This is a genomic window from Stenotrophomonas lacuserhaii (assembly GCF_039674585.1).
GTDB lineage: Bacteria > Pseudomonadota > Gammaproteobacteria > Xanthomonadales > Xanthomonadaceae > Stenotrophomonas > Stenotrophomonas pennii_A.
The window spans coordinates 40,808-63,079 of sequence record NZ_JBDJNU010000014.1; the positions used below are offsets into that span (position 1 = coordinate 40,808).

The 22,272-nt window shown below is 67.3% G+C and carries 26 protein-coding genes, 2 tRNA genes and 1 other RNA gene; 12 read left to right on the forward strand and 17 right to left on the reverse strand.

The window, feature by feature from the left end; genetic code table 11:
* Window positions 1-4 precede the first annotated feature (4 nt).
* From ABE522_RS07790 to ABE522_RS07800, 3 genes are read left to right on the forward strand one after another with little or no spacing between them, the layout of a single operon-like run.
* Window positions 5-925: a DUF58 domain-containing protein gene (locus tag ABE522_RS07790; protein WP_346591202.1), complete on the forward strand. Its 921-nt coding sequence runs from the start codon at window positions 5-7 to the stop codon at window positions 923-925.
* Window positions 918-2,864, forward strand: coding sequence for a transglutaminase TgpA family protein (locus ABE522_RS07795; protein ID WP_346591203.1), 1,947 nt, complete (start codon window positions 918-920; stop codon window positions 2,862-2,864). The genes ABE522_RS07790 and ABE522_RS07795 overlap by 8 nt, the downstream gene beginning before the upstream one ends.
* On the forward strand, window positions 2,861-3,388 hold the full coding sequence (locus tag ABE522_RS07800; RefSeq protein WP_057506959.1) for a Slp family lipoprotein: 528 nt from the start codon (window positions 2,861-2,863) through the stop codon (window positions 3,386-3,388). The genes ABE522_RS07795 and ABE522_RS07800 overlap by 4 nt, the downstream gene beginning before the upstream one ends.
* A 149-nt stretch (window positions 3,389-3,537) precedes the next feature.
* Here ABE522_RS07800 and ABE522_RS07805 read toward each other — a convergent pair whose 3' ends face one another.
* Genes ABE522_RS07805 through dnaX form a run of 4 tightly spaced genes read right to left on the reverse strand, consistent with a single transcriptional unit; the run spans window position 3,538 to window position 6,893 of the window.
* Window positions 3,538-3,897: a histidine triad nucleotide-binding protein gene (locus ABE522_RS07805; protein WP_346591204.1), complete on the reverse strand. Its 360-nt coding sequence runs from the start codon at window positions 3,895-3,897 to the stop codon at window positions 3,538-3,540.
* A gap of 49 nt (window positions 3,898-3,946) precedes the next feature.
* Window positions 3,947-4,546: a recombination mediator RecR gene (gene recR, locus ABE522_RS07810; protein ID WP_346591205.1), complete on the reverse strand. Its 600-nt coding sequence runs from the start codon at window positions 4,544-4,546 to the stop codon at window positions 3,947-3,949.
* Between the two features lie 43 nt (window positions 4,547-4,589).
* Window positions 4,590-4,910 (reverse strand): YbaB/EbfC family nucleoid-associated protein, encoded by a 321-nt coding sequence (locus ABE522_RS07815; RefSeq protein ID WP_042613371.1) that lies wholly within the window; start codon window positions 4,908-4,910, stop codon window positions 4,590-4,592.
* 6 nt (window positions 4,911-4,916) lie between these two features.
* A complete protein-coding gene (gene dnaX / locus ABE522_RS07820; protein WP_346591206.1) occupies window positions 4,917-6,893 on the reverse strand; it encodes a DNA polymerase III subunit gamma/tau in 1,977 nt (658 codons plus the stop codon).
* 144 nt (window positions 6,894-7,037) lie between these two features.
* Between dnaX and ABE522_RS07825 the strand changes: the two genes are divergently transcribed.
* The 4 genes from ABE522_RS07825 (at window position 7,038) to ABE522_RS07840 (ending at window position 9,248) form a co-directional block, all read left to right on the forward strand.
* Window positions 7,038-7,130, forward strand: a tRNA-Ser gene (locus tag ABE522_RS07825).
* 279 nt (window positions 7,131-7,409) lie between these two features.
* Complete coding sequence (locus tag ABE522_RS07830; protein ID WP_346591207.1) at window positions 7,410-7,952, forward strand: DUF1543 domain-containing protein; 543 nt, start codon at window positions 7,410-7,412, stop codon at window positions 7,950-7,952.
* 86 nt (window positions 7,953-8,038) lie between these two features.
* Window positions 8,039-8,635, forward strand: coding sequence for an NAD(P)H-dependent oxidoreductase (locus ABE522_RS07835; RefSeq protein ID WP_346591208.1), 597 nt, complete (start codon window positions 8,039-8,041; stop codon window positions 8,633-8,635).
* A 4-nt stretch (window positions 8,636-8,639) separates the two neighbouring features.
* Window positions 8,640-9,248: a TetR/AcrR family transcriptional regulator gene (locus ABE522_RS07840; RefSeq protein ID WP_346591209.1), complete on the forward strand. Its 609-nt coding sequence runs from the start codon at window positions 8,640-8,642 to the stop codon at window positions 9,246-9,248.
* 24 nt (window positions 9,249-9,272) lie between these two features.
* Here ABE522_RS07840 and ABE522_RS07845 read toward each other — a convergent pair whose 3' ends face one another.
* The 3 genes from ABE522_RS07845 to ABE522_RS07855 all read right to left on the reverse strand — a co-directional run bounded on the left by ABE522_RS07845 (window position 9,273) and on the right by ABE522_RS07855 (window position 10,739).
* Window positions 9,273-9,590, reverse strand: a complete 318-nt coding sequence (locus ABE522_RS07845; protein WP_319274567.1) for a DMT family transporter — start codon at window positions 9,588-9,590, stop codon at window positions 9,273-9,275.
* Between the two features lie 142 nt (window positions 9,591-9,732).
* The gene (locus tag ABE522_RS07850) at window positions 9,733-10,338 is read right to left on the reverse strand and encodes a hypothetical protein (RefSeq protein WP_346591210.1); all 606 of its coding nucleotides are present in this window, start codon (window positions 10,336-10,338) and stop codon (window positions 9,733-9,735) included.
* On the reverse strand, window positions 10,335-10,739 hold the full coding sequence (locus ABE522_RS07855; RefSeq protein ID WP_346591211.1) for a hypothetical protein: 405 nt from the start codon (window positions 10,737-10,739) through the stop codon (window positions 10,335-10,337). Before ABE522_RS07855 ends, ABE522_RS07850 begins: the two co-directional genes overlap by 4 nt.
* A 173-nt stretch (window positions 10,740-10,912) precedes the next feature.
* On the opposite strand from ABE522_RS07855, the gene ffs reads away from it, so the two are divergent.
* Window positions 10,913-11,009: signal recognition particle sRNA small type (ffs, locus tag ABE522_RS07860), an RNA gene on the forward strand.
* A 184-nt stretch (window positions 11,010-11,193) separates the two neighbouring features.
* Here the strand turns inward: ffs and ABE522_RS07865 are convergent.
* The 4 genes from ABE522_RS07865 to ABE522_RS07880 form a co-directional block, all read right to left on the reverse strand.
* Entirely contained in the window at window positions 11,194-11,499 is a 306-nt protein-coding gene (locus tag ABE522_RS07865; protein WP_346591212.1) for a hypothetical protein, read from the reverse strand.
* Window positions 11,500-11,557: 58 nt separating this feature from the next.
* Window positions 11,558-11,860, reverse strand: a complete 303-nt coding sequence (locus ABE522_RS07870) for a type II toxin-antitoxin system Phd/YefM family antitoxin (RefSeq protein WP_346591213.1) — start codon at window positions 11,858-11,860, stop codon at window positions 11,558-11,560.
* A gap of 88 nt (window positions 11,861-11,948) precedes the next feature.
* Window positions 11,949-12,701 (reverse strand): MBL fold metallo-hydrolase, encoded by a 753-nt coding sequence (locus ABE522_RS07875; RefSeq protein ID WP_346591233.1) that lies wholly within the window; start codon window positions 12,699-12,701, stop codon window positions 11,949-11,951.
* Window positions 12,701-13,450: a 3-deoxy-D-manno-octulosonic acid kinase gene (locus tag ABE522_RS07880; protein WP_101098738.1), complete on the reverse strand. Its 750-nt coding sequence runs from the start codon at window positions 13,448-13,450 to the stop codon at window positions 12,701-12,703. The genes ABE522_RS07875 and ABE522_RS07880 overlap by 1 nt, the downstream gene beginning before the upstream one ends.
* Before the next feature lie 21 nt (window positions 13,451-13,471).
* Between ABE522_RS07880 and ABE522_RS07885 the strand changes: the two genes are divergently transcribed.
* Window positions 13,472-14,509 (forward strand): glycosyltransferase family 9 protein, encoded by a 1,038-nt coding sequence (locus ABE522_RS07885; RefSeq protein WP_346591214.1) that lies wholly within the window; start codon window positions 13,472-13,474, stop codon window positions 14,507-14,509.
* A gap of 83 nt (window positions 14,510-14,592) precedes the next feature.
* Here the strand turns inward: ABE522_RS07885 and ABE522_RS07890 are convergent, their stop codons facing one another.
* Both ABE522_RS07890 and ABE522_RS07895 read right to left on the reverse strand, forming a co-directional pair.
* On the reverse strand, window positions 14,593-14,994 hold the full coding sequence (locus ABE522_RS07890) for a DUF6165 family protein (protein WP_346591215.1): 402 nt from the start codon (window positions 14,992-14,994) through the stop codon (window positions 14,593-14,595).
* Window positions 14,995-15,264: 270 nt separating this feature from the next.
* Window positions 15,265-15,355: transfer RNA gene (locus tag ABE522_RS07895), tRNA-Ser, on the reverse strand.
* Between the two features lie 168 nt (window positions 15,356-15,523).
* Between ABE522_RS07895 and ABE522_RS07900 the strand changes: the two genes are divergently transcribed.
* Window positions 15,524-16,228: a PP2C family protein-serine/threonine phosphatase gene (locus ABE522_RS07900; RefSeq protein ID WP_346591216.1), complete on the forward strand. Its 705-nt coding sequence runs from the start codon at window positions 15,524-15,526 to the stop codon at window positions 16,226-16,228.
* A gap of 40 nt (window positions 16,229-16,268) precedes the next feature.
* Here ABE522_RS07900 and dnaQ read toward each other — a convergent pair whose 3' ends face one another.
* The 3 genes from dnaQ to ABE522_RS07915 are packed head-to-tail and all read right to left on the reverse strand — an operon-like array spanning window position 16,269 to window position 18,124.
* Window positions 16,269-16,997 (reverse strand): DNA polymerase III subunit epsilon, encoded by a 729-nt coding sequence (gene dnaQ / locus ABE522_RS07905; RefSeq protein ID WP_346591217.1) that lies wholly within the window; start codon window positions 16,995-16,997, stop codon window positions 16,269-16,271.
* Between the two features lie 4 nt (window positions 16,998-17,001).
* Window positions 17,002-17,457 carry a ribonuclease HI gene (gene rnhA, locus ABE522_RS07910; RefSeq protein ID WP_346591218.1) on the reverse strand — a complete coding sequence of 152 codons (456 nt, stop codon included), beginning with the start codon at window positions 17,455-17,457 and terminating at the stop codon, window positions 17,002-17,004.
* The gene (locus ABE522_RS07915; protein ID WP_346591219.1) at window positions 17,444-18,124 is read right to left on the reverse strand and encodes a class I SAM-dependent methyltransferase; all 681 of its coding nucleotides are present in this window, start codon (window positions 18,122-18,124) and stop codon (window positions 17,444-17,446) included. Before ABE522_RS07915 ends, rnhA begins: the two co-directional genes overlap by 14 nt.
* Before the next feature lie 11 nt (window positions 18,125-18,135).
* Here ABE522_RS07915 and gloB point away from each other — a divergent pair, with 11 nt between their 5' ends.
* Both gloB and ABE522_RS07925 read left to right on the forward strand, forming a co-directional pair.
* A complete protein-coding gene (gene gloB / locus ABE522_RS07920) occupies window positions 18,136-18,900 on the forward strand; it encodes a hydroxyacylglutathione hydrolase (protein WP_346591220.1) in 765 nt (254 codons plus the stop codon).
* Window positions 18,897-20,108, forward strand: a complete 1,212-nt coding sequence (locus ABE522_RS07925; RefSeq protein WP_346591221.1) for a lytic transglycosylase domain-containing protein — start codon at window positions 18,897-18,899, stop codon at window positions 20,106-20,108. Before gloB ends, ABE522_RS07925 begins: the two co-directional genes overlap by 4 nt.
* Before the next feature lie 76 nt (window positions 20,109-20,184).
* Here ABE522_RS07925 and ABE522_RS07930 read toward each other — a convergent pair whose 3' ends face one another.
* Entirely contained in the window at window positions 20,185-22,143 is a 1,959-nt protein-coding gene (locus ABE522_RS07930) for a peptidyl-prolyl cis-trans isomerase (protein ID WP_346591222.1), read from the reverse strand.
* Window positions 22,144-22,272 lie beyond the last annotated feature (129 nt).

The window sequence follows — 22,272 nt, forward strand, 5'->3', positions numbered from 1 at the left end:
GCTGATGAACCTGGCGCGCCCGCGCCAGCCGGAAACCTTGCCGCAACGGCTGGACCGGCGCCGCATCTACGTGCTGCCCACCCGCTTCGGGCTGTTCGTGGCTGCGGTGCTGGCGGCGATGCTGCTCGGTGCGCTGAACTACAACAACAACCCGGCGCTGCTGCTGGCCCTGCTGTTGGCCGGCGCTGCGGTGGCCAGTGCGATCAGCGCGCACCTGACCCTGTCCGGGCTGAGCCTGGATGCGGTCAGCGCCGAACCGGTTGCAGCCGGCCAGCCGCTGCGCGTGCGCGTGGTGCTTTCCCAGCGCGAACAGCGTGGCCGCCCGGGCCTGCAGCTTGACCACGGCGATGCACGCAGCTGGACCGCAGTCCCCGCCGGCGGCCGGGTGGATGCCGAACTGGAGCTGCCCACGGCACAGCGCGGCTGGCTGGACCTGGACCGCATCCGCCTGTCCACCACGCAGCCGCTGGGACTGGTGCGCGCATGGTCGTGGTTCTGGCCGGACCAGCCGCTGCTGGTGTATCCCCACGCCGAAACCCAGGGCCCCGGGCTGCCCGAACAAGGCAGCGACCCGCTGCACAGCCGGATGGATGCGGCGGGCGAAGAACTGCACCAACTGCGCCCCTATCGCGCAGGCGACCCCCGCCGCAGCATCGCCTGGAAACACTCCGCACGGCGCGACACGCTGCTGGTGCGCGAATATGAAAAACCCGCCGGCATCGAGGTGATGCTGGACTGGCGCCAGCTGCACGGACTGGGCACCGAACAGCGCATCGCCCGGCTTGCGCGCTGGGTCGACCTGGCCGAGCGCGAGGGCCGCCGCTATACATTGAAGCTGCCCGGCCAGTCGCCGATCGGGCCCGCACAGGGCGCTTCGCACCACCACCTCTGCCTGCGCGCCCTGGCGCTGCTGCCGCATGACTGAGCCCGCCCCCTCCCTGCTCGACCGCCATGCACGTGGCTGGGCCCTGGCCAGCACCGCGCTGGCCCTGCTGCCATTGCTGCTGCAGCTGCCCAGCGTGCTCGCCGCCACCATCGCCGCTGTCGCGCTGTTGACCGCGCTGGTGTCGCGTCGCGGCCTGCTGCCGGTGCCCGTGCGGCTGTTGCTGGTGCTGGCGATGCTGGCGCTGATCTACGTGCAGATGGGCATCCGTCCCGGCCGCGATACCGGCTGCGCGCTGCTGGCGGCGATGCTGGCGATCAAGTCCAGCGAACTGCATACCCTGCGCGATGCGCGCAGCCTGCTCGGCTTCGCCCTGTTCGCCCCGTTCGCCGCTTTCCTGCTGGACCAGGGACCATTGACCACCCTGCTGGCCACCTTGGCCGGTGCCTGCGCACTGCTGTCCCTGCAGCGGCTGGCGCAGGTGGAAGGCCAGTCGGCGCCCCCCGCGCTGCGCGTGCAGGTGCGGGGCGTACTGCGCCTGCTGCTGATCGGCCTGCCGTTGGCGATGGCCACGTTCTGGCTGTTTCCGCGCCTGTCGCAGCCGCTGTGGGGGCTGCCGGACCGTGCGGTCAGCCGGCCGGGCCTGTCCGACAGCATGGAACCCGGCCAGTGGCTGGACCTGATGGCCGATGACACCCCGGCCCTGCGCGCGCAGTTCCAGGGGCCGGTGCCCGCAGCGGAACAGCGCTACTGGCGCGGCCCGGTGATGACCCATTTCGATGGCCGCACGTGGATCCGCGACCGCCGCAATGAAGAGCGCGCGCCGGTGCCGGTGCAGGCCGGTCCGCAGCGCTGGAACTACACCATCGACTACGAACCCACCGACCGCCGCCAGCTGGTGGCGCTGGACCTGCCCGGGAGCGCCCCGGCCGGCGCGCGGTTGACCGCCGATTACAGCCTGGTCAGCGATCGCCCCCTGGCTTCGCTGAGCCGCTGGACGCTGCAGTCGGCGCCGCCGCAGGTGTTCGCCGCATCGTTGTCGCCGTGGCAGCGCCAGCTGTCGCTGCAGTTGCCGGAAGGATTCAATCCGCGCACCGCCGCGCTCGCCCGCCAGTGGCGCGCCGAAGCCGGCAACGACGATGCCGCGCTGGTGCGCCGCAGCCTGGACTGGATCCGCGCCGAATTCGCCTATTCGCTGGACACCGAACTGCCCGGCCGCAACGCGGTGGACGAATTCCTGTTCGATCAGAAGGTGGGATTTTGTGAACACTTCAGCTCGGCATTCGTCGTGCTGATGCGCAATGCCGGAGTGCCGGCGCGCGTGGTCACCGGCTTTGCCGGTGGCGTGCGCAACCCAATCGGCGACTACTGGGTGGTGCGCCGAATGGATGCCCATGCCTGGGCCGAAGTGTGGCTTCCCGGACGCGGCTGGGTGCGCGTGGACCCCACCGCCGCGGTGGCCCCCGAACGCATCTACGACACGCTGGAAGACCGCCTGGGCACCGAAGCGGGCGGCATGCAGGGGGCCTGGCTGCAGACCGGACAGGCCGTGGACTGGCTGCGCAGGGGCTGGAACGAGATGGTGCTGTCCTTCGACGCCACCCGCCAGCAGCAGCTGCTGCGGCCGCTGGGCATGCCGGACCTGTCGCCGCCGCAGCTGATTTCCAGCCTGGTGGTGATTGCGCTGATGGCGCTGGGGGCGATGGCCTGGGTGCTGGCCCGCGGCGAACGCGAGCGCGACCCGCTGCTCCGTGCCTGGCACCGACTGGGCCGTCGATACGCGAAACAGGGCCTGGCGCGTGAACCGTCAGAGCCCGCGATGGAATGGGCACGCCGCGTTGACGCCCAACGGAGCGATCCTGCCTTGCTGGCGCTCAGCCAGCGTTTCGTCCACGCGCGCTACGCTGGCACTCATGTCGACCGCGCTTCATTATTGGCCGACCTGCGCAGGCATCGTCCGTCTTCCGGAGCCACACCATGAACATCAAGATTCTGCTTCCCCTGGCTGCCTCACTGGCGCTGGCGGCCTGCGCGACGGCACCGAAGCCGCTGCAGGGCCAGTTCGCCGCCGTGACCCCGCGCGATACCGTGGCGACCCAGCAGGTGGGCGCGCCGGTGCGTTGGGGCGGCCGCATCATCGAAACGCTGCCGGGCCAGGGCCAGACCTGCTTCCAGCTGCTGTCGCGCCCGCTCAACGCCAGTGGCCGCCCGACCACCAGTTCCACCGACGCCAGCGACGGCCGCTTCGTTGCCTGCCGCGCCGGTTTCTATGATCCGGCGGTGTTCGAAGAAGGCCGCGATGTGACCTTCATCGGCCGCGTGGACGGCTATGAGAACGTCAAGATCGGCGAGTACGACTATCGCCTGCCCAAGCTCGCCGCCGATGTGATCTATCTGTGGCCGGAACAGCGCCAGGTCGATGTGGTGCCCTACCCGTACGGTCCGTGGGGGCCAGGCCCGGGTCCGTGGGGCCCGTGGGGCTACGGCCGTTACGGCTGGTGGTGACCGCTGCCTGGGCTGTAATGAAAAAGCCGCCTTCGGGCGGCTTTTTTGTTGCGCGCGGCACGGCAAGGCAGAAGCGGTAGCGCCGACCCATGGTCGGCGGAAACGATCAGCCCCCTCACCCCCGGGCATCCGCCGACCATGGGTCGGCGCTACCGGCCCGGCGCGCCGAAGTGGCCCAGCGGAGCGCCGGCCAGCAAGTGCAGGTGGATATGGAACACGGTCTGCCCGGCGTGTTCGCGGCAGTTCATGACGATGCGGTAACCGTCTTCGGCCAGCCCCTGCTCACGCGCGTACTGTGCGGCGGCCAGCGCCAACTTGCCGATCAGGTGCGCCTGCCCCGGCGTTACGTCATCCAGGGTGGGAATGACCTCGTTCTTCGGGATGAACAGCACGTGCACCGGCGCCTGCGGCGCGATGTCCTTGAAGCCCAGCACCTCTTCGTCTTCGTAGACGATGACGGCCGGGATTTCGCGGCGGATGATCTTGCTGAAGAGCGTTTCGCTGGTCATGGGTGTCGCCTCTTTGGGGGGGGGTGCCGACCAAGGTCGGCACTACGCTTCATTCCCGCACTTCGCTGCGCGTGCCGAAGGCATGCGACAACGTGCCACGATCGACGAACTCCAGCTCGCCGCCCAGCGGCAGGCCCTGCGCGAGACGGCTCGGCCGCACCTGCCGCGCACGCGCCAGCTGGGCAAGGTAATGCGCGGTCGCTTCGCCTTCCACGGTGGCACTGGTGGCGATGATCATTTCGGTGATCTCGCCGGCATCGAGCCGCTGGCCCAGCAGCTCCAGCCCCAGTTCGCGCGGGCCGATTCCATCCAGCGGCGACAGCCGGCCCTGCAGCACGAAGTACACGCCGCGGAAACCGGTCGCGTTTTCGATGGCCAGCCGGTCGGCGGGGGATTCCACCACGCACAACTGGCTGCGCTCGCGGCTGTTGTTGGCGCAGGTCGCGCACAGTTCGCTTTCACTGAAATCGCGGCACTGCGCGCAATGGCCGATGCGCTCCATCGCCTGCGCCAGCAGCGAGGACAGCTTCCCGCCGCCCTCGCGCTCGCGTTCCAGCAGGTGGTACGCCATGCGCTGGGCGGTCTTCTGGCCCACGCCGGGCAACACGCGCAACGCTTCGATCAACTGGTCAAGCAGGGGTGCGGACATCATTCGGCTCGGATAGAGCCGGGCCATGCCCGGCTGCGCTGCATCAGAACGGCAGCTTCATGCCCGGGGGCAGCTGCATGCCGGCCGTGGCCGAACCCATGCGGGTCTTCGACTCGGCATCGATCTTGTTGGACGCATCGTTGAAGGCTGCGGCCACCAGGTCTTCCAGCATTTCCTGGTCGCCCAGCAGCGACGGATCCAGGCGCACCTTGCGGCATTCCTTGGCACCGGTGAGGGTGACGCTGACCATGCCGCCGCCGGCGCTGCCGGTGACTTCAAGCTTGGCGATTTCTTCCTGGGCCTTCTGCAGGTTCTCCTGCATCTTCTGGGCCTGCTGCATCATCTGGGCGATATTGCCGCGCATGGTTCTTTACTCTTCAAAGGGACGGATGGAATCGGACACGAGCCGCGCGCCGTGCTTCTGGATCAGCACCTGCACTTCCGGATCGGCCATGAAAAACGCCTCGGCCGCCTGCTGGCGTTCACTCCGCTGACGGTCTGATCGCTGGTGCAGGGTCTCGGCCGGCGCCTGCGTGGCATCGACCACGATCTTCGGCGGCGAACCCAGCGCCTTGCCCAGCATCTCCGCCAGCGCGCCCAGCGCGCGTTCGGAACTCAGGTACTCAAATCCGGGCGACAAACCCAGTTTCAAGACCCCGTGCTGGAAACTGATGAACGCCGCGTTGGCGGCAAGCTGCCGCGAAGGCCCACTCAGGCCACTGGCAGCCACCAGTTCCAGCCAATCTTCGGCACAGGCCAATGCCACCGATGCACCGCCCGGGGCTGCTGCTTCGGCCACCCTGGCGGTAGGCGCGATGTCGATGCCTTCGGCGCGGAACGGCTTGGGCGGTGCCGCCACCGCAACAGTGGGCGCAGCGCGCGGTGCCGGTTCGGCAGGTGGCTGCCACGGCGCCAGCATGGCCGCGTCCGGGCCAGCCAGTTCGGCCGCCAGTGCATCGTCGCGCTGGTCGCTGTCATCGGCCGCTTCGATCTCCCACGGGGGCAGATCCGGTTCATTCGAGGCCGGCGGCGGATCTTTCACCGGTGCCGGCGGCGCTGGCTCGGGATCTTCCACCGGCGTGGTGTCCGGCAGCGGACCGGGCTTGGGCGCTGCGGCCTGCACGCTGGCTGCCACGGCCGGCGCCGGTGCGGCGGCAACGGGTGCGGCGGCGATGCCGGCAGAACCCGCCGAGCCGCTCACCGAACCCGTCGAACCACCCGACTGCATACCTTCGCCACCTTCCGGTGCACGCGGTACCGGCGGCACCGCAGCGGCCGGACGGAAGGCCAGCATGCGCAGCACGGCCATTTCGAAACCGGCGCGCGGGCTCGGCGCCAGCGGCAGGTCGCGGCGGCCGTTGAGGGCCATCTGGTACCAGAGCTGCACCACTTCCGGACGCACCCGCGCAGCAAAGCCGCCCAGATCCAGCCCATCGGCGGCGATGGCGCCCGGCACCAGCTGCTGCACCTGGATGCGGTGCAGGGCATCGGCCAGCGCTTCCAGCACGCCGCTCCAGTCCGGCGAGAACTCCGCCAGCGCCGCCACGACCTGCAGCAGGCGCTGGCCATCACCTTCGGCCAGGGCGTCGAGCATGGCCGCCACCTGGGTGCGATCCACCGTGCCCAGCATGGTGCGCACCACGTCCTCGCGCAGCGCACCGCCGGCATAGGCGATGGCCTGGTCGAGCAATGACAGGCCGTCACGCAGGCTGCCATCGGCGGCCTTGGACAGCTGCACGATGGCGCTGTCGTCGGCTTCGATCTCTTCGGCCGCCAGGATCCGGGTCATCTGCCCCTGGATCTGGTCTTCGTCCAGGCGCTTCAGGTTGAACTGCAGGCAGCGGCTGAGCACGGTGACCGGCAGCTTCTGCGGATCAGTGGTGGCGAGCAGGAATTTGACGTGCTCCGGCGGCTCTTCCAGCGTCTTCAGCAGCGCATTGAACGCCGCCTTGGACAGCATGTGCACTTCGTCGATCAGGTAGACCTTGTACTTGCCACGCGAGGGCATGTACTGCGCGTTCTCGATCACTTCGCGGACATCGTCCACGCCGGTGTTGGACGCCGCATCGATTTCCAGCAGGTCGATGTAGCGGCCGGAATCGATGTCCAGGCAGGCCGGACACTGGCCGCAGGGATCGGCACTGGTGCCCTGTTCGCAGTTCAGCGATTTGGCGAAAATACGCGCGATGGTGGTCTTGCCCACCCCACGGGTACCGGTAAACAGGAAAGCGTGATGCACGCGACCGCTGTCCAGCGCATTGGTAAGCGCGCGGACCACGTGTTCCTGGCCCACCAGCTCGGCAAAACGCTTTGGACGCCACTTGCGGGCAAGGACGAGATAGGACATCAGGCCACCGTCTTCATCAGGACGACCATTGTGCCACGCCTGTCCAGCCCCCTACGTCGGCAACTGCAGGGCCTTGTGTCCAGCCGCGCAGCCAGCTAGAATCTGCGGCCCCTGCAACGGCATTGTCGTTCCGCAGGGGAATCCGGAGAGGTGTCCGAGCGGTTGAAGGAGCACGCCTGGAAAGTGTGTAAGCGTCTAAACCGCGCTTCGGGGGTTCGAATCCCCCTCTCTCCGCCAGACAAATAAAAAGGGCTGCCCATCGGGCGGCCCTTTTTATTTGCCTGGCGGAGAGAGCGGCAGATGAGAAGCCCCGGGGTTCGACGGATCTGCAGGAGCAGATCCGGACAGCCGAAGGCTGGCCCTGCAGCGCGCAGCTTCTGCTTCGGTAGTGCCGCCCATGGTGGGCCCCGTGCAAAAAAGCTGCCGACCCAGGTCGGCACTACAGACGCGTCCCACCGCAGCGAATGCGATCTGCGGCTACGCTGACGCGTCACCCGCAAGCAACGATTCCTCGCCATGCCCACCCCACCCGCCCGCAGCCGACACCTCTACCAGTTCTACATCGGCGGCATGGCCGGCCGCGCCAACATCGAACTGCACGACGTCCAGTTCGCCGCAGTTTCCCGCGTGCAGGATGCCTACCCTGCCCTGCGCGAGGCGTGGTTCGGCGATCCCGGCAGCCTGCATCTGGATGGCTACATGCGCATCGATTGGGCCGATGGCTTCGACGTGCATCTCGCGCCGGAGCCGGACCCGTCCGGGCTCACGCTGTTCTTCGTCAACATGGGTGGCTACCGCGCAGACACCCTGGCGGAGCTGCATGCGTTCGGCCTGTTCGTGGCAGCGGATGCCGCCGGCGCCAAGGCGAAGGCGCGGCGCAGCCTGCTGCAAGGGGCCCAGCAGCTGCACAAGGATGACCTGCGCGAGGTCGACAACTGCCTGGCCCTCGGGGAGTTCGGCGGCCTGCACGTGCACCTGCAGCCCAACCCATCGGGCACCCAGCCTCACCCGGAATGGCAGGGCTACCGTCCCATCGCGCGCAAGACCAACATCCGGTGAGCTGACAGCGTTCCATCAGTGTGCATGGCACGGGGCAGATATCTACTTATATTAAGTTACCTATGGTAACTACAGAAAGGATCCCCATGCACGCACTGATCGTGGTCTCGCACGCCAATCCAGACTCCCTGACCCACGCCATCGCCCGCCGCGTGGCCGACGGCATCACCAGCGCCGACCCAGCCGCCAGCACGGAGTTCGCGGACCTGACCGCCGAACGCTTCGATCCGGTTTTCAACAGCGACGACCTCGCCTACTTCGAGAAGCGCGCCGCGGCGCCTGATGATGTCGCGCGCGAGCACGCCCGCCTGGACCGGGCGGACACGCTGGTGCTGGTCTACCCGATTTACTGGTGGTCGTTTCCCGCGCTGCTGAAGGGTTGGATCGACCGTGTTTTCAGCAACGGCTGGGCCTACGACGAAGGCCCCGACGGAAAGGTGCAGAAGAAACTGCAGCGGCTGCAGGTGCATCTGGTCGCCAACGGCGGCGCCGACGCGGGGATGATCGAACGCCACGGTTACGCCAAGGCCATGGCCACGCAGATCGACCATGGGATTTTCGATTACTGTGGTGCCACTGTCGCCAGTTCGGCGCGCCTGCTGGCATCGGATCCCGGCTTCCCGGCCGCGCATCTGGATACCGCCCACGCGATCGGACGCCGCATCGCCACCCCCGGGAATTGAGTCGTTGCCGAAGTCCTCCTCCACTGCCACGCCCGCCCCCCGCCGTCGCCTGCCGCGCGAAGCACGCACGCGCCAGTTGCTGGACGTGGCGTGGGCATTGATCAGCGAGGAAGGCACCGACCAGCTGACGCTGGGCCGGCTGGCCGAAGCAGCGGGGGTCACCAAGCCGGTGGCCTACGATCACTTCGGCACCCGCAATGGCCTGCTTGCCGCGCTTTACGAAGACTATGACGTGCGGCAGACGGCGATCTTCGATACCGCCGTTGACGCTGCCAAGGCCACGCTGCAGGAAAAAGCGCGGGTGGTCGCGGCCAGTTATGTGGAGTGCGTCCTGACCCAGGGCCAGGAGATTTCAGCCGTCGTGGCTGCACTCGGCGGCTCGCCTGAACTGCAGGCGGTCAAGCGCAGTTACCAGCATGCGTTCATCGAAAAATGCCAGCGCATTTTTACCCCCTTCGCGGGCACGGCGGGGGTATCCAATGCGGGCATGTGGGCGGTGCTGGGCGCGGCCGATACGTTGTCGCAGGCCGCAGCCGACGGCGATATCAGCAGGTCGCAGGCCAGCGACGAACTGATGCAGACCCTGCTTGCCGTGGTGAAGCGGAGCGCGTGACGCCCCGCTTCCGCTTGGCGCACATCAACTGCTGGACAGCTTCATCAGCACCAGTCCACACACGATCAGCACGGCCGCGCCGATGCGCATCGCACTGACCTGCTCGCCCAGAAACACGATGCCCACCACGAATGCACCGACCGCGCCGATGCCGGTCCAGATCGTATACGCGGTGCCCAGCGGCAGGCTGCGCATCGCCACGGCCAGCAGCCAGAAACTGGCGATCATGCCGACCAGGGTGATGAGCGTGGGGGTGAGCTTGCTGAAGCCTTCGGACTGTTTCATCGAAACGGCCCAGACAATTTCCAGCAAGCCAGCAAACAGAAGATGGATCCAGGCCATGGCGGCCTCCTTTGCAGGGGCCAGGCCGTCCTGGACATTTCAACCCGGTGCGGGGGAGGCCGTTCCTCCGGGAGGGAGTCTAGCAACAGCCGGATCGCCGCCCCATACGGGGCCTTCCGTGGTTACAACGGGTTCACGCAGATCAGGCATACAGGATGTCGGCAAGCACGGTCAGTTGGCCTATGTGACGTGGTCGCTCGGGCGCGACGATATCATCGCCCACCTTCAACGCGACGCATTTGATCAGCTCGGTCCTGGTCAACGAGGAGCGCTGCAGAACGGTCTCGATGCGCTCATTGGCGAAGGCACTCAACTTCATCGACAACCGCTTGGCCGGCCCGCCTGCTTCCAGCTCTGCTGATCGTCTGGCCAGCTTCGCAAGCCCGGCTGATGTCTCCTGGCCGTGCGCGTAGCGGTTGACATAGAAAAAGAACAGGCGCTTGCGGAAGTCAGGCGTCGCCAGCGGCGTGATGCGGGCGGCAGCGGCATCCAGCAGCTCGACGAACACCGAAGGCACGTTGACCTCGAACGAGCACTGCTGCGCTGAACGCGCATTGGCCACCGCCGGGGTTGACTGCGCCGGGATGAAGATCACATCACCGCAGGCGTTGCACCGTCCCACCAGAATGTCACGCGCAATCGCGCGCCCATCGGAAAAGGGCACGTCCCGGTATTCAAAGGTGGCGGTGACCCGACCGTCCCGGTCACATAGGGCGTCCCTGTGTTCGCCTTCGCGGTAGAGCTTCATGGCCTGATGGACTCTTGTCGGTGAACGCTGATGAACGTCGTATCGGAAAGGAAGTAGAACTTCACGTACCACCCGGCGGCGAGGATCTCGTGCACCTGGATGTCGGCGTCCCGGTGGTGGGGCGAGCTGCGGTGATCCTGCCCCCGCGCGCGCTTGAGAATTGCCGCCAGGTCCGACGCGCTGATCCCCCCGGTCAGCAGCAGGTTCTTGCTGCTGATGTTGCGGCGGACTTCGTGGACGAAGTTGCCCGCTTGCAGGTCTCGGATGACCTGTTGCTTGGCTTCGTTGAATCCCACCATACACCATCCCATACGATACATCTCGTATTGAACACAGGCGCGAGCACCTTGTTCAGCATAGGCATGGCATGCAGCGCCGGAAGTCAGACGACGCATCGTCATGGTGAAGGGGAACAACGCTGAGTGCGTGCTGGCTAACGCATGCGCGCATGCGCTAGAATGCGCGCCTGCCATCGCCCAGCGATGTGCAGTCCGGACCGGGTTCCAGGCGCTTCGCGCTGCGTCCCACATCCGTGACAGGTCGCCAGCAAGGTGACCACGTCTCTATGGTGGCCCCGTCGGCCCCTCGCGACGCTAGATCGAAAATCCCGCCAGGGCCGGAAGGCAGCAACGGTATCGATCGACGCGGGCGCCGAGGTCAGCCGGCGGGGTCGCCACCTTTTCAGCCCCGTACCGTTAGCGCCAAGCCTTGCCCGGCGAGCGCGAAGCGCGGCCTGGGTCAGGACCGGAAGTCCCGGAAAGATCCCGCCGAGCATTGCTCGGCGCTACCTGATCGTTGCGCGCGCCGGATGCCGTCAGGGCGCCTGCCGCGCCGTCGGCGGCAGCGAACGGGCTATTACGACCCCAGACTGAAGCCGTCCTGCCGCTGATGGCGCAGCGTCAGCAGGTGCACGGCGCGATCGTGGATGGCGTAAAGCACCAGGTAGTCATCCAGCACGTACTCACGCAGCTCGATGGTATCGCCCAGCAACTCACGCACCCGTCCCGCCAAAGCCAGTACACGCGCCCCTTCCGGATTGCGCGGATCAAACTGACGTCCGGCCTCGGGAAACCGCAGCAGCAGCTCCGGCAGGAAACCCGCTGCCCGGTCGAGTACGACCTGAGCTGCATCGACAGCCCCGAGTTCCAGCAGGACATCCACCGCCGCTTCAAGCGAGCGTTCGTACGCAGGAAGGGCGTGGACCGCCAGCACGCGCGGTTCAGCCGCGCGTGGCACGCTTCACTCTGTCCTGCAGGCGCACACGTACCGCGGCCGGGTCAGCACCCGCTTCTCCCGCCCGCAATCGCTCCAGCCCGTCCACCACGTCGCGCAATGCAGACAACTGCTGCACTTCGCGCTCAAGGCGGTGGTAGTAATCCAGCTTCCGCGCGTCGACGATGGCGACATAGCTTTCGCCATTGCGGGTGATGACTTTTGCATGTCCATTGCGGGCGTCTTCGGCCAGCGCCGTGAAGCGGGCACGCACCTGGTTCAGTGGAACGATGTCATCGCAGAGGTCCATGGGCTCTCCAGCCGAGGCGTTGCCCGAACTTTAACGCATCCATTAAACCTGATCAAATGGCAGCCCACCCGGCGGCCGCCCTTCGCCGTCAGGGCGCCTGCATCGCCGTCGGCGGCGCCAGCGGCACGCACTCCCCCGGCAGCGCCACGCGGTGGCCGCGTGCACGCAGCGCATCGCCATCGGCCACGCTGGCGTAGTGATAGAGCATCATCCGGGCCTGGAGTTCGGCGCTGTATTCGCGCTCCAGGTCATCCACGCCGGTGTGCGACGGGTTGCCGTGCAGGCCGCAGTCATGCGCGATCAGTTCGTTGTCATCAGCGAACCGCGCCAGCATTTCAGGTATGGGACGGGTATCGCCGCTCCAGGTCAGCGCGCCCTTCAGGCGCAGCCCGTAGGCCGTCTCCGGCCAGTGATGGCGGGCCGGGAACACTTCCAGCCGCACCCCCTCGTGCCAGAACGCATCGCCCACCACGATCAGCTGGAAGGCATCCCAGAAATTGGCGCCGCCCTCGGCCAGCACGTTCGGATAGTCGCCGATCCGCTTGTGCAGCAGCGGCAGCACCGGCGCCGGCACGTACAGCCGCACCCTGCCGCGGCGCTGCGCATTGAAGAAGGTATCCACGAACAGGCGCTCGAAGCCAGCGACGTGGTCCAGGTGCACGTGGGTGACGAACAGCGCCTGCGGCATGTGGCCGTAGTGCGCCTGGAACGCCGTCAATCCCTCGCCGCCGCAATCGATGGTCAGCCACGGCCGACCATCGCGCTCGATCACCGACATCGGCGAACCGAGCTCCACCGCCGACGCATTGCCGACGCCGAGGAAACGCAGCGACCAGTCCATCAGGTTCCCCGGTTCCACGCCAGGTCGTAGGCGCGGCGCAGGCGGGCGAAGTCCTTCTCGACCTCATCGGTGCTGCGTTCGCCGCGCAGTTTCAGCAGTGAACGCAGCAGGCGCTTGAGGTTGCGCTCGCGCCAGGCGGTGGCCGGGATGCGTTGCACGCCCCGATCGAAATCGATCAGCCAGCCGTGCCCGTTGCCATCGAACAGAATGTTGTGCGCGTTGAGGTCGGCATGGTCCAGCCCGGCCCGATGAAAGCGCGCAATCAGCCGGCCGGTTTCTTCCCACGGCGCACCGCGGCCTGCGACCAGGGCACGATCGGCCAGCGAGCGGACGTCTTCGATGCGTTCCATCAGGATCGCGCAGCGGTAGCGCAGTCCTTCGCGCATGTAATACGCGGCGATCGGCCGCGGCACCGGCAGCTTGAGCTCGCGCAGGGCGCGCATCAGGCGGAATTCGGCGAAGCTGCGGGTGTGCTGCGAGCCCCGCCACAGGTACCGGTCGTGGCTCAGCTTGGCCACCAGGCCACCGCGCAGGTAGTGCCGCAGCACGCTGGGACCGAACGGTGCGTCGACGAACCAGGCACTGCCGCGACCGCCCTCGCCCACCGGCCGCGCCCGCTCACCCCAATGCTGGGGCGAGAACAGACTGGCGTCGGCTTGCCGCAGCCGTTCGCGGTCGAACAGAATGGCACCCATGCCGCGACCATCACGGCAAGGCGTCAGCGCTTCATTGGCGTCGAATGCGACCATTCCTTCGAGTCTAACAACACCATGGCATCACCGTCCTCTTCCCTGTGCCTTTTGCGTTTGTCCGCGCTGGGCGACGTGACCCATGTGGTGCCGCTGGTACGCACCCTGCAGGCCGCGCGGCCCGGCACCCGGATCCACTGGGTGATCGACAAGGTGGGCCTGAAGCTGCTGGACGGGCTGCCCGGGGTGACGTTCCATGCGTACGACAAGAAGACCGGGCTGGCGGGCATGAAAGCCCTGCGCGCGGAGCTGCCGGCCGAGCGCTTCGATGCCCTGCTGCAGATGCAGGTGGCGTTCCGGGCCAATGTGCTGTCGGCCTTCATACCCGCCCGTCGCCGCATCGGTTATGACCGCAGCCGATCCAAGGACCTGCATGGCCTGTTCATCAACGAGCGCATCCCGGACCGTCCCGGCATCCACGTGCTGGACGCCATCGGCAGCTTCTGCGAGCCGCTTGGCCTGGCCCAGACCGAGGTCAGCTGGGACCTGGCGGTACCGGCCGACGCCCACGCCTGGGCGCAGGCGCAATGGCAGGACGATGGGCGGCCGGTGCTGATGATTTCGCCGTGTTCCAGCCATGAACGACGCAACTGGTATGCCGACCGCTATGCCGCGGTGGCCAACCACGCCAGTGCGCGCGGCTGGCGGGTGGTGCTGTGCGGTGGCCGCAGCGAGCTGGAACGACGCACCGCCGATGCCATCCAGGCCCAGCTGGCGGAGCCGGCGCTGGACCTGGTGGGCAAGGACACGCTGAAGCAGCTGCCGGCCCTGCTGGCCCGCGCGGCGCTGGTGATGACGCCGGATTCCGGGCCGATGCACATCGCCAACGCGATGGGGGTGAAGGTGCTGGGCCTGCACGCGGCGAGCAATCCGCACCGCAGCGGGCCGTATTCGGACCGCCGCTACTGCGTGGACCGCTATGACGACGCGGCGCGCAAGTACCTGGGCAAGCCGGCCAGCGCGCTGAAATGGGGCACCAAGATCGAGTTCGACGACGTGATGGAATTGATCACGGTGGAAGACGGCATCGCCGCGTTCGAACGCTACGCCGCCCGGTAGTGACGGCCACTGGCCGTCAATCCGGAGGCGCCGCTGGCCTTCAACCTGGAGCATGACGGCCAGCGGCCGTCACTACCGCCGCGTCAGCTGGCGCGGTAGTCCTTGTATGACTTCTCTTCCACGTAGGCCGAACCCAGTGCCAGGTTGATGGCCTTCTTGATGCGCGCGCGCTCGTCGTTGCGCAGGTACACGCTCCGAGCCAACGCGATGAACGTCTCGCCGAAGTCGCCGGCCTTGTCCTGCAGGCGGATGGCGTCTTCAATGTCCCACAGTTCTTCGTTCACGGCTTTCAACTCGGCACGCAGCTGGGCCACGTCCTTGCCGCCGGCCGGGTGCGCCATCCAGGTCTTTTCCAACGCGGACAGCTCGGTGCGCACGTTGGCCAGCTTGGCCTCGTCACTGATGCGCTCGGACTTGATCTGCAGGATGGAGATCTTGTCGAGCAGTTCGCCGAAGGCGACGGGAACGAGGATTTCAGCGGTCATGGGAGCACTCTCTGGAAGCAGAGGAGGATGATAACGCGCACGGAGTGGGCGGCTGGTAAATGCAGTGCGCTGCGCTGCGCGGGGAAATGGCGGGGGATTGCTGGGTGCATCCCTGCACCCAGCCCTGCGCGCTGCGCGCTCCGGGCCAGCCTGCGGCTGTCCGGTTCTGCTCCTGCAGAACCGTCGAACCCCGCGTGGGTTCTCTCCTGCCCGCGCTCGGCCACGCAAAAAGCAAAAGGCCACCCGTTGGGTGGCCCTTTGCTTTTTGTCTGGCGGAGAGGGGGGGATTCGAACCCCCGAGGCGCTATAAACGCCTGCCTGATTTCGAGTCAGGTACATTCAACCGCTCTGCCACCTCTCCGGTTTCCCCGGCGTACCGGGGACGCGCATGATACGAGGATGCGCGGATATTCACAAGCCATCTCCGGCAGGAAAGTGAAACTGCGCTGACTTCGCTGCTTGTCGGATGTCCGCCCCGCCGCGATGATGACGTTCTCCCTGCTGCATCCCCCTCTCCTGCGCGCTCCCCATGATCGAATTCGGACACCTGACCCACCCCGGCCTGCGCCGTGCGTTGAACGAAGACACCTACTACGGGGACGGTGAGCTGGCGCTGTGGCTGGTCGCCGATGGCATGGGCGGTCACGCCTGTGGTGAGGTGGCCAGCGCGCTGGCACGCGAAACCATCGTGCGCGAGATCCGCCGCGGCGTGCCACTGGCCCAGGCCATCCGCACCGCGGACGAGGAAATCATCCGTGCTTCGCGCCGTCGCAACGACACCCTGCCGATGGGCACCACCGTGGTGGCGGCCCGCGTGCAGGGCAACCGCTACGAAGTGGCCTGGGTGGGCGACAGCCGGGCCTACCTGTGGCGCGACGGCCAGCTGGCCCAGCTCAGCCAGGACCACAGCGTGGTGCAGGAGATGCTGGCCCAGGGCAACCTGACTCCGGAACAGGCGCGCGCGCATCCGCATCGCAACGTGGTCACCCAGGCACTGGGGGTCACCGATCCGGCGCATCTGAACGTGGCCACCACTGCCGGCGAACTGCGCCCGGGGATGCAACTGCTGCTGTGCAGCGACGGGCTCACCGAAGAGCTGGACGACAGCGGCATTTCCCGCACGCTGGCCTTCGATGACGCCAGCGCGCAGGAGTGCGTCGATTCGCTGGTGGCCGCCGCGCTGGATGGCGGCGGCTCGGACAACATCACCGTGGTGCTGGTGCGCTGCCACTGACGGCTCGGTGCCGACCAAGGTCGGCACTACCAGGCCGGGGTCAGGCGACGGCGGCTTCTTCCTGCTTCGGACCATCCCACAGGGCGTAGCCCGCCTTCTTGCGCAGCCGTTCCAGACGGGCGGCGTGCGCTTCCAGTTCCGACGCGGTGGCCTGCACGCGCGGGCGCGGCAGCAGCTTGGCCGGGTCGAACCCCGCCAGCGCCAGCGCCGCCGCACTGCCCTCTTCGCCCAGGTCGAAACCAAGGTCGTCCTGGCCGGAGGTCAGCGCGATGTACACATCGCCGAGGATCTGCGCATCGAGCAGCGCGCCGTGCAGCTGGCGGTGCGAATTGTCCACGCCCAGCCGCTTGCACAGCGCATCGAGCGAATTGCGCTGGCCCGGGAAGCGCTCGCGCGCCAGCGCCAGCGTATCCACCACGGTGCAGCGGTCGGTTATCTTGCCGAACTGCGGCCCCAGCCTGGACAGTTCGTTGTCCAGGAACCCCAGGTCGAAGGCCGCGTTGTGGATGATCAGCTCGGCGCCGTCGATGAAGGCCAGGAAGGCCTCGGCCACCTGCGCGAACTCCGGCTTGTCGGCCAGGAAATCCAGGGTCAGCCCGGTGACTTCCTGCGCGCCGGGTTCGAAGTCGACATCCGGCTTGAGGTATTGGTGGTAATGGTTGCCACTGGGCCGGCGCTTGAACAGCTCCACGCAGCCGATTTCAACGACGCGGTTGCCTTTCTGCCAGGCCAGGCCAGTGGTTTCGGTATCCAGGATGATCTGACGCATGGGCTCAGTTTACCGCCATGCCGGTGTCGCGCACCCGGGTGGCGGCTTCGCGCGCCAGCACGTCCACGCGTTCATTGTCCGGGTCGCCGGAATGGCCCTTCACCCAGCGCCAGTCGATCTGGTGGCGCAGGGTCGCCGCATGCAGGCGTTCCCACAGTTCACGGTTCTTCACCGGCGCGCCGCCGGCGGTCTTCCAGTTCTTGCGGATCCAGCCGGGCAGCCATTCGGTCAGGCCCTGGCGCACGTACTGCGAATCGGTGAAGAGCACGATCTGGCAGGGTTCGCTCAGCGCTTCCAGGCCGGAAATGGCGGCCATCAGCTCCATCCGGTTGTTGGTGGTGTTGGGCTCGCCGCCGCTCAGTTCACGCTCGTGCGCCTTGTAGCGCAGCAGGGCCGCCCAGCCGCCCGGGCCAGGGTTACCGAGGCAGGAGCCGTCGGTGTGTACTTCAATGGTTTTCATGCGTTTCCAGAATCGATCGGGTCATGCCGGGGGTGGCCATCGGCCCCTGCCAGCGTACCTTCAGGGGCGTCGGCCCCGGCAAGGCAAAGGTGCGTTTTTCGGCGCTGAACATACATGCCGCGCGCAGCGGCGCCATTGTGCCGCCGCCACCGCCGGACGGCCACAGCGGGCCGATGTAACGCGTTGGCCCGCATTCCAGGCCGACCCGCTCCAGCAGCTGGCGCAGGCGCTGCGGGGTCCGCACCACCATGCCATGCCGCCGCCATTGGGTGCGGTAGGGGCTGAACGGATTGAGGCTGCTCAGGAACAGCTTGCCACCGGGCATCAGCACGCGATCACACTCGGCCAGCAGCAGCGCGGCATCGGCGGCGGTCACGTGCTGCAGCACGATGGCCTGGACACTTTCGTTGGGCAGCGGCAGCGGCAACGCACAGCGGGCCTCACCGGCATACCCGGCGCCGTCGCGGTACAGCCGCAGGCCACGTCCGCTCAAGGCCGCGCCCTGCAGCCAGCGCGGGCTGGGGCTGATCCACAACCACGGCTGCGCGGGCAGGCTGGCCAGCTGCGGCAGCAGCAGTTGCTGCTCCAGCTGATACAGCAGCTGCGCCGGTTCGCTGTCGAACCACGTTTCGGGTGTCGCTTGACGGAGGCTCTGCAGCGCGGGCATGGTCCGATTCTATGCGACTCACTGCCCTGCCCGCATTGGCGGACAATTACATCTGGTGCCTGGCCGGCGACGACGGCGCGGCCGTGGTCATCGATCCCGGCGATGCCGCGCCCGTGCTCGCCGCGGTCGAGGCAGGGCTTCGGCCAGAGGCGATCCTGCTCACCCATCATCACGATGACCACATCGGCGGAGTCGGCGCGCTGCAGGCCCGTTTTCCGGGCATCAGGGTGATCGCGCCACATGAACCGCGCATCCCGATGGCCACCGAGCGCGTGGCTGATGGTGAACACGTTCAGGCAGTGGGGCGGACGTTCCACGTAGTATCCGTGCCCGGGCACACCCTCAGCCATGTCGCGTTTCACACTGATGAACACCTTTTCAGTGGAGATGCATTGTTCAGCCTGGGCTGTGGGCGCCTGTTCGAAGGTACGCCGTCCCAGCTGCTCGCCACCCTGCGCAGCCTGGCGTCCCTGCCGGGTCAGCTGCTTGTCTGCTGTGCCCACGAATACACCGTGTCAAATGCCGTCTTCGCGCGGCATGTCGACCCCGCCAACGCTGCCCTGAGGCAGCGCCATGAGGAGGCACTGGCCATGCGCCGCGATGACCGCTCCACCCTGCCCGTGCTGTTGGCAGACGAATTACAAAGCAATCCGTTCCTGCGTACCCACACCGCGCCCATCCGTGCGGCGGTGTCGGCTTATCTGGGGCGGGAAATCACCGACGATGTCGACGTGATGGCCGGACTTCGGCACTGGAAAGACGGCTTTCGCGCATGAGGCGCCGAAGTCCATCGCTCGCCCTGGGGATCATGCTGGGGCTTGCCGGAACCGCCAACGCGCAGTCGCTGGGCGCAGGCCTGACCCAGAATCTCGCCGGTGCCGCTTCACTGCCCCTGGACGCGGCAACCCTGCCGGCCCCCAGCGTGCGCAATGGACAGGACATCTTCGCCAGCTTCCGCGAAGGCCTGGCTGAACCCACCTGCGATGCCGAGGCCACCAGCCCGCGCTGGCAGAAACAGTTCGCCCATGCGCCGGCCCGGCTGGCCAACCAGAACGATGATGCGCTGGTGCTGTTCGGCTACGTGGTGGAAGAGCTGCGCAAGGCCAGCCTGCCCACCGAGTTCGCGCTGATCCCCTTTGTTGAAAGCGGCTACCGACCGAGCGCGCGCAGCGCGGCCGGCCCAGCCGGCCTGTGGCAGTTCATCGCCACCACCGCGCGCAACCACCGTGTTCCCATGAGCGAAGGCTACGACGGCCGTCTGTCGGCGGTGGATTCCACCCAGGCGGCGGTGCGTTACCTGAAGACCCTGCATGGCATGTTCGGCGGTGACTGGCGGCTGGCCACCATGGCCTACAACGCCGGCGAGTACCGGGTGCTGCAGGGCCTGCGCAAGGCCGGGATGAATGCCACCAATGCGGTGCCGGCCGAGCTGCCGGGCCTTTCGCCGATCACCCACGCCTATGTTGAAAAGCTGCATGCCTTGGCCTGCGTGCTGGAAAACGCGGAAGAGCAGCCTTCGGTGATGGCCTCGCTGGACCGCACCGTACCGGTGCTGAAGAGCCACACCCTGCCGGCCGGCACCAGCGTGCAGCAGTGGGCCGCCCAGCGTTCGCTGGACCCGGCGCGGATCGCCCGCCTGAACCCGGCCGCCAGTGGCCGTGCCCGCCCGCAGAACGCACCCGTGCGCCTGCTGGCACCGGTCAATACGCTGGCCGTGGAAGCGTCGGCGATGGTGGCCAGCGTGGATGAGGCAGCGACGCCGGCCGTCGCCGTTGCGTCGGCACAGCCGGCACCGGCCGCCGCACGCAGCGTGGCCAGCGCGGCAGACCGCCCACGCAATCGTCGCCACACGGTGCGCAACGGCGAATCGCCGTGGACCATCGCACGCCGTTACGGCATGCCGGTGAAGGCGCTGCTCAGCCTCAATGGACTCACCGGCAAGGCCGTGCTGAAGCCGGGTGCGGTGCTGCGCATCGAGGACTGACCGGAGGACAGCCGTTCGATCGCACAACAAAAAGCCCGGCAATGCCGGGCTTTTTGTTTGCCGCCGCCGCCAACCCTTACAGGTTGGCCTCGGTGGTCTGTACGACGAAGCGCTTGCGGGTGGATTTGACGAAGGCGTCGGCCGCGGCCATGCCATCGATCTGGCTCAGCTGCTGCTTGAGTTGCTGGCGCTGTTCGGCGGTGACTTCCTTGATGTTGCCCGGGGTCACCTTGGTTACCGCGAACACCACCGCACGTCCCTGCACGTCCACCTTGCCGTAGCTCGGCTTGCCTTCGGTCGGCAGCGCCGCGCTGAACACCGCGCGGTTGATCTCCGGAGTCGGCACCGGCTGGGTGCGCGGCAGGCCAGGCATCGGGCTGACCTGCAACTTCTCGCTTTCCGCCAGCGCCTGCAGCGTCTGGCCGGCCTTCAACTTGGCCAGCAGTGCATCGGCGGCCTTCTCGGCGGCCTGGCGGGTGCGGTCGGCGTGTACGGCAGCGATGACCTGCTCACGCGCCTTCTCCAGCGGGATGGCCTGTTCCGGGGTGTGCTCGGCAACACGGATCACCACGCTGTGGTTGCCCGCTTCGTCCAGCGCGATCGGATCGCTGGCGGTGCCGTCCTGGACCAGGATGTCGGAGAATGCAGCGCGCAGCACGGCCGGGTTGGCCGCGATGCCGGTGGCGTCCTGGCGGGTGAACGGGCCGACGGTCTGCAGCGGCAGGTTCACCGCCTTGGCGGCAGCGGCCAGGTCGCTCGGGCTCTTGTTGGTCGCATCGACCACGCGGCCGGCCAGCTCGGTGTAACCGCGCTCGGCATCCGCCTTGGTCTGCTCGGCCATCAGCTGGTCGCGCACTTCTTCGAAGGAACGGCCTTCACCGCCGCGCACTTCGCGCACCTGGATCACGTGGTAGCCGAAATCGGTCTTGACCGGGCCGATGATGTCGCCGGCCTTGGCCGCGAACACCGCATCTTCGAACGGCTTGACCATCGCACCGCGATCCACCCAGCCCAGGTCACCGCCCTGCTGCTTGGAGCCGGTGTCATCGGAGTTGGCCTTGGCCAGTGCGGCGAAATCGGCGCCTGCCGCCTTGGCTTCGGCGGCCAGCTTGGCCGCCTTGGCTTCGGCGCCGTCACCGGTGCTGATCAGGATGTGCGAGGCCAGGCGCTGTTCCGGCGTAGCGAAGCGTGCCTTCTCTTCTTCGTAGCGCTTGCGCAGGCTGGCTTCGTCCGGCGCGGCCGGCGGCGGCAGCGTGGCGCCGTTGATTTCCACGTACTCCAGCTTGACCGACTCGGCCTGGCGGAAGTCCTTGGCGTGGGTGTCGTACCACTGCTTGATCTGCGCATCGGTGACCGGCGCGGTGTCGGCCGGCTGCTCGGGCAGCATGGCGATCTCGACGTCGCGGGTTTCACCCAGCAGCTTGAGCAGGCGCTCGGTTTCGGCTTCGGTGACGAAGCCGGAGTTCTGCAGCGCGCTGGGGATGATCGACTGCTGCAGGCTGGTGCGCACCAGCTCTTCGAACATCGCCGGCGTGCGCGGCGGGTTGCCGCTGGCCAGCGCGATGCGGTACTGGTCGCCGTTGAACTTGCCGTCCGGGCCAAGGAAGGCCGGGATGGTAGCGATGTAGTCGCGCACGGCGACATCGCCGATCACCACGCCGGCCTGTTCGCCGGCCAGTCGGACGACCTGTTCGTCGATCAGCTGGTCGAGCACGGCGAGCTTGTTCTCGGCGCTTTCAAAGGCGCGCGGGTCGAAGTCCTCGCCCTGCTGCTGGCGCACGCGGGCGCGCTCCTGCTCGAAGCGCTCGCGGAATTCCTGCGAGGTGATTTCGTGGTGCTTCCACAGCAGGCGGGCCGGCCACCAGGACGGAGCCGAGGACCACCAGGAAGGCGGTGCCGATACTTTGGCCACGTTCTGCGCACCGACGCCACCGAGGTAGCTGCTATCGATGACGAACAGGAACGGGATCATCAGCAGCCCCAGGATCACAGTGACGATCCAGCCCGAGGTCTTGTCGCGAAGTTTCTGCAGCATGGGAAAAATCATGGCCTTGGTGGCGAGCCGCGCAGTGTAACCCGCTTCATGCACAGGCTCCAAAGCACCGGCTGCAGGGGGCGGCGCGGGCCCGGATCCGGGGCATAAAAAAAGCCCCTGGTTTTCACC

Coding starts and splice junctions, on each gene's coding strand:
- ABE522_RS07790 (WP_346591202.1), top strand. CDS start 5: ATGAACCTGGCGCGCCCGCGCCAGCCGGAAACCTTGCCGCAACGGCTG.
- ABE522_RS07795 (WP_346591203.1), top strand. CDS start 918: ATGACTGAGCCCGCCCCCTCCCTGCTCGACCGCCATGCACGTGGCTGG.
- ABE522_RS07800 (WP_057506959.1), top strand. CDS start 2,861: ATGAACATCAAGATTCTGCTTCCCCTGGCTGCCTCACTGGCGCTGGCG.
- ABE522_RS07805 (WP_346591204.1), bottom strand. CDS start 3,897: ATGACCAGCGAAACGCTCTTCAGCAAGATCATCCGCCGCGAAATCCCG.
- recR (WP_346591205.1), bottom strand. CDS start 4,546: ATGTCCGCACCCCTGCTTGACCAGTTGATCGAAGCGTTGCGCGTGTTG.
- ABE522_RS07815 (WP_042613371.1), bottom strand. CDS start 4,910: ATGCGCGGCAATATCGCCCAGATGATGCAGCAGGCCCAGAAGATGCAG.
- dnaX (WP_346591206.1), bottom strand. CDS start 6,893: ATGTCCTATCTCGTCCTTGCCCGCAAGTGGCGTCCAAAGCGTTTTGCC.
- ABE522_RS07830 (WP_346591207.1), top strand. CDS start 7,410: ATGCCCACCCCACCCGCCCGCAGCCGACACCTCTACCAGTTCTACATC.
- ABE522_RS07835 (WP_346591208.1), top strand. CDS start 8,039: ATGCACGCACTGATCGTGGTCTCGCACGCCAATCCAGACTCCCTGACC.
- ABE522_RS07845 (WP_319274567.1), bottom strand. CDS start 9,590: ATGGCCTGGATCCATCTTCTGTTTGCTGGCTTGCTGGAAATTGTCTGG.
- ABE522_RS07850 (WP_346591210.1), bottom strand. CDS start 10,338: ATGAAGCTCTACCGCGAAGGCGAACACAGGGACGCCCTATGTGACCGG.
- ABE522_RS07855 (WP_346591211.1), bottom strand. CDS start 10,739: ATGACGATGCGTCGTCTGACTTCCGGCGCTGCATGCCATGCCTATGCT.
- ABE522_RS07870 (WP_346591213.1), bottom strand. CDS start 11,860: ATGGACCTCTGCGATGACATCGTTCCACTGAACCAGGTGCGTGCCCGC.
- ABE522_RS07875 (WP_346591233.1), bottom strand. CDS start 12,701: ATGGACTGGTCGCTGCGTTTCCTCGGCGTCGGCAATGCGTCGGCGGTG.
- ABE522_RS07880 (WP_101098738.1), bottom strand. CDS start 13,450: ATGGTCGCATTCGACGCCAATGAAGCGCTGACGCCTTGCCGTGATGGT.
- ABE522_RS07885 (WP_346591214.1), top strand. CDS start 13,472: ATGGCATCACCGTCCTCTTCCCTGTGCCTTTTGCGTTTGTCCGCGCTG.
- ABE522_RS07890 (WP_346591215.1), bottom strand. CDS start 14,994: ATGACCGCTGAAATCCTCGTTCCCGTCGCCTTCGGCGAACTGCTCGAC.
- ABE522_RS07900 (WP_346591216.1), top strand. CDS start 15,524: ATGATCGAATTCGGACACCTGACCCACCCCGGCCTGCGCCGTGCGTTG.
- dnaQ (WP_346591217.1), bottom strand. CDS start 16,997: ATGCGTCAGATCATCCTGGATACCGAAACCACTGGCCTGGCCTGGCAG.
- rnhA (WP_346591218.1), bottom strand. CDS start 17,457: ATGAAAACCATTGAAGTACACACCGACGGCTCCTGCCTCGGTAACCCT.
- ABE522_RS07915 (WP_346591219.1), bottom strand. CDS start 18,124: ATGCCCGCGCTGCAGAGCCTCCGTCAAGCGACACCCGAAACGTGGTTC.
- gloB (WP_346591220.1), top strand. CDS start 18,136: ATGCGACTCACTGCCCTGCCCGCATTGGCGGACAATTACATCTGGTGC.
- ABE522_RS07925 (WP_346591221.1), top strand. CDS start 18,897: ATGAGGCGCCGAAGTCCATCGCTCGCCCTGGGGATCATGCTGGGGCTT.
- ABE522_RS07930 (WP_346591222.1), bottom strand. CDS start 22,143: ATGCTGCAGAAACTTCGCGACAAGACCTCGGGCTGGATCGTCACTGTG.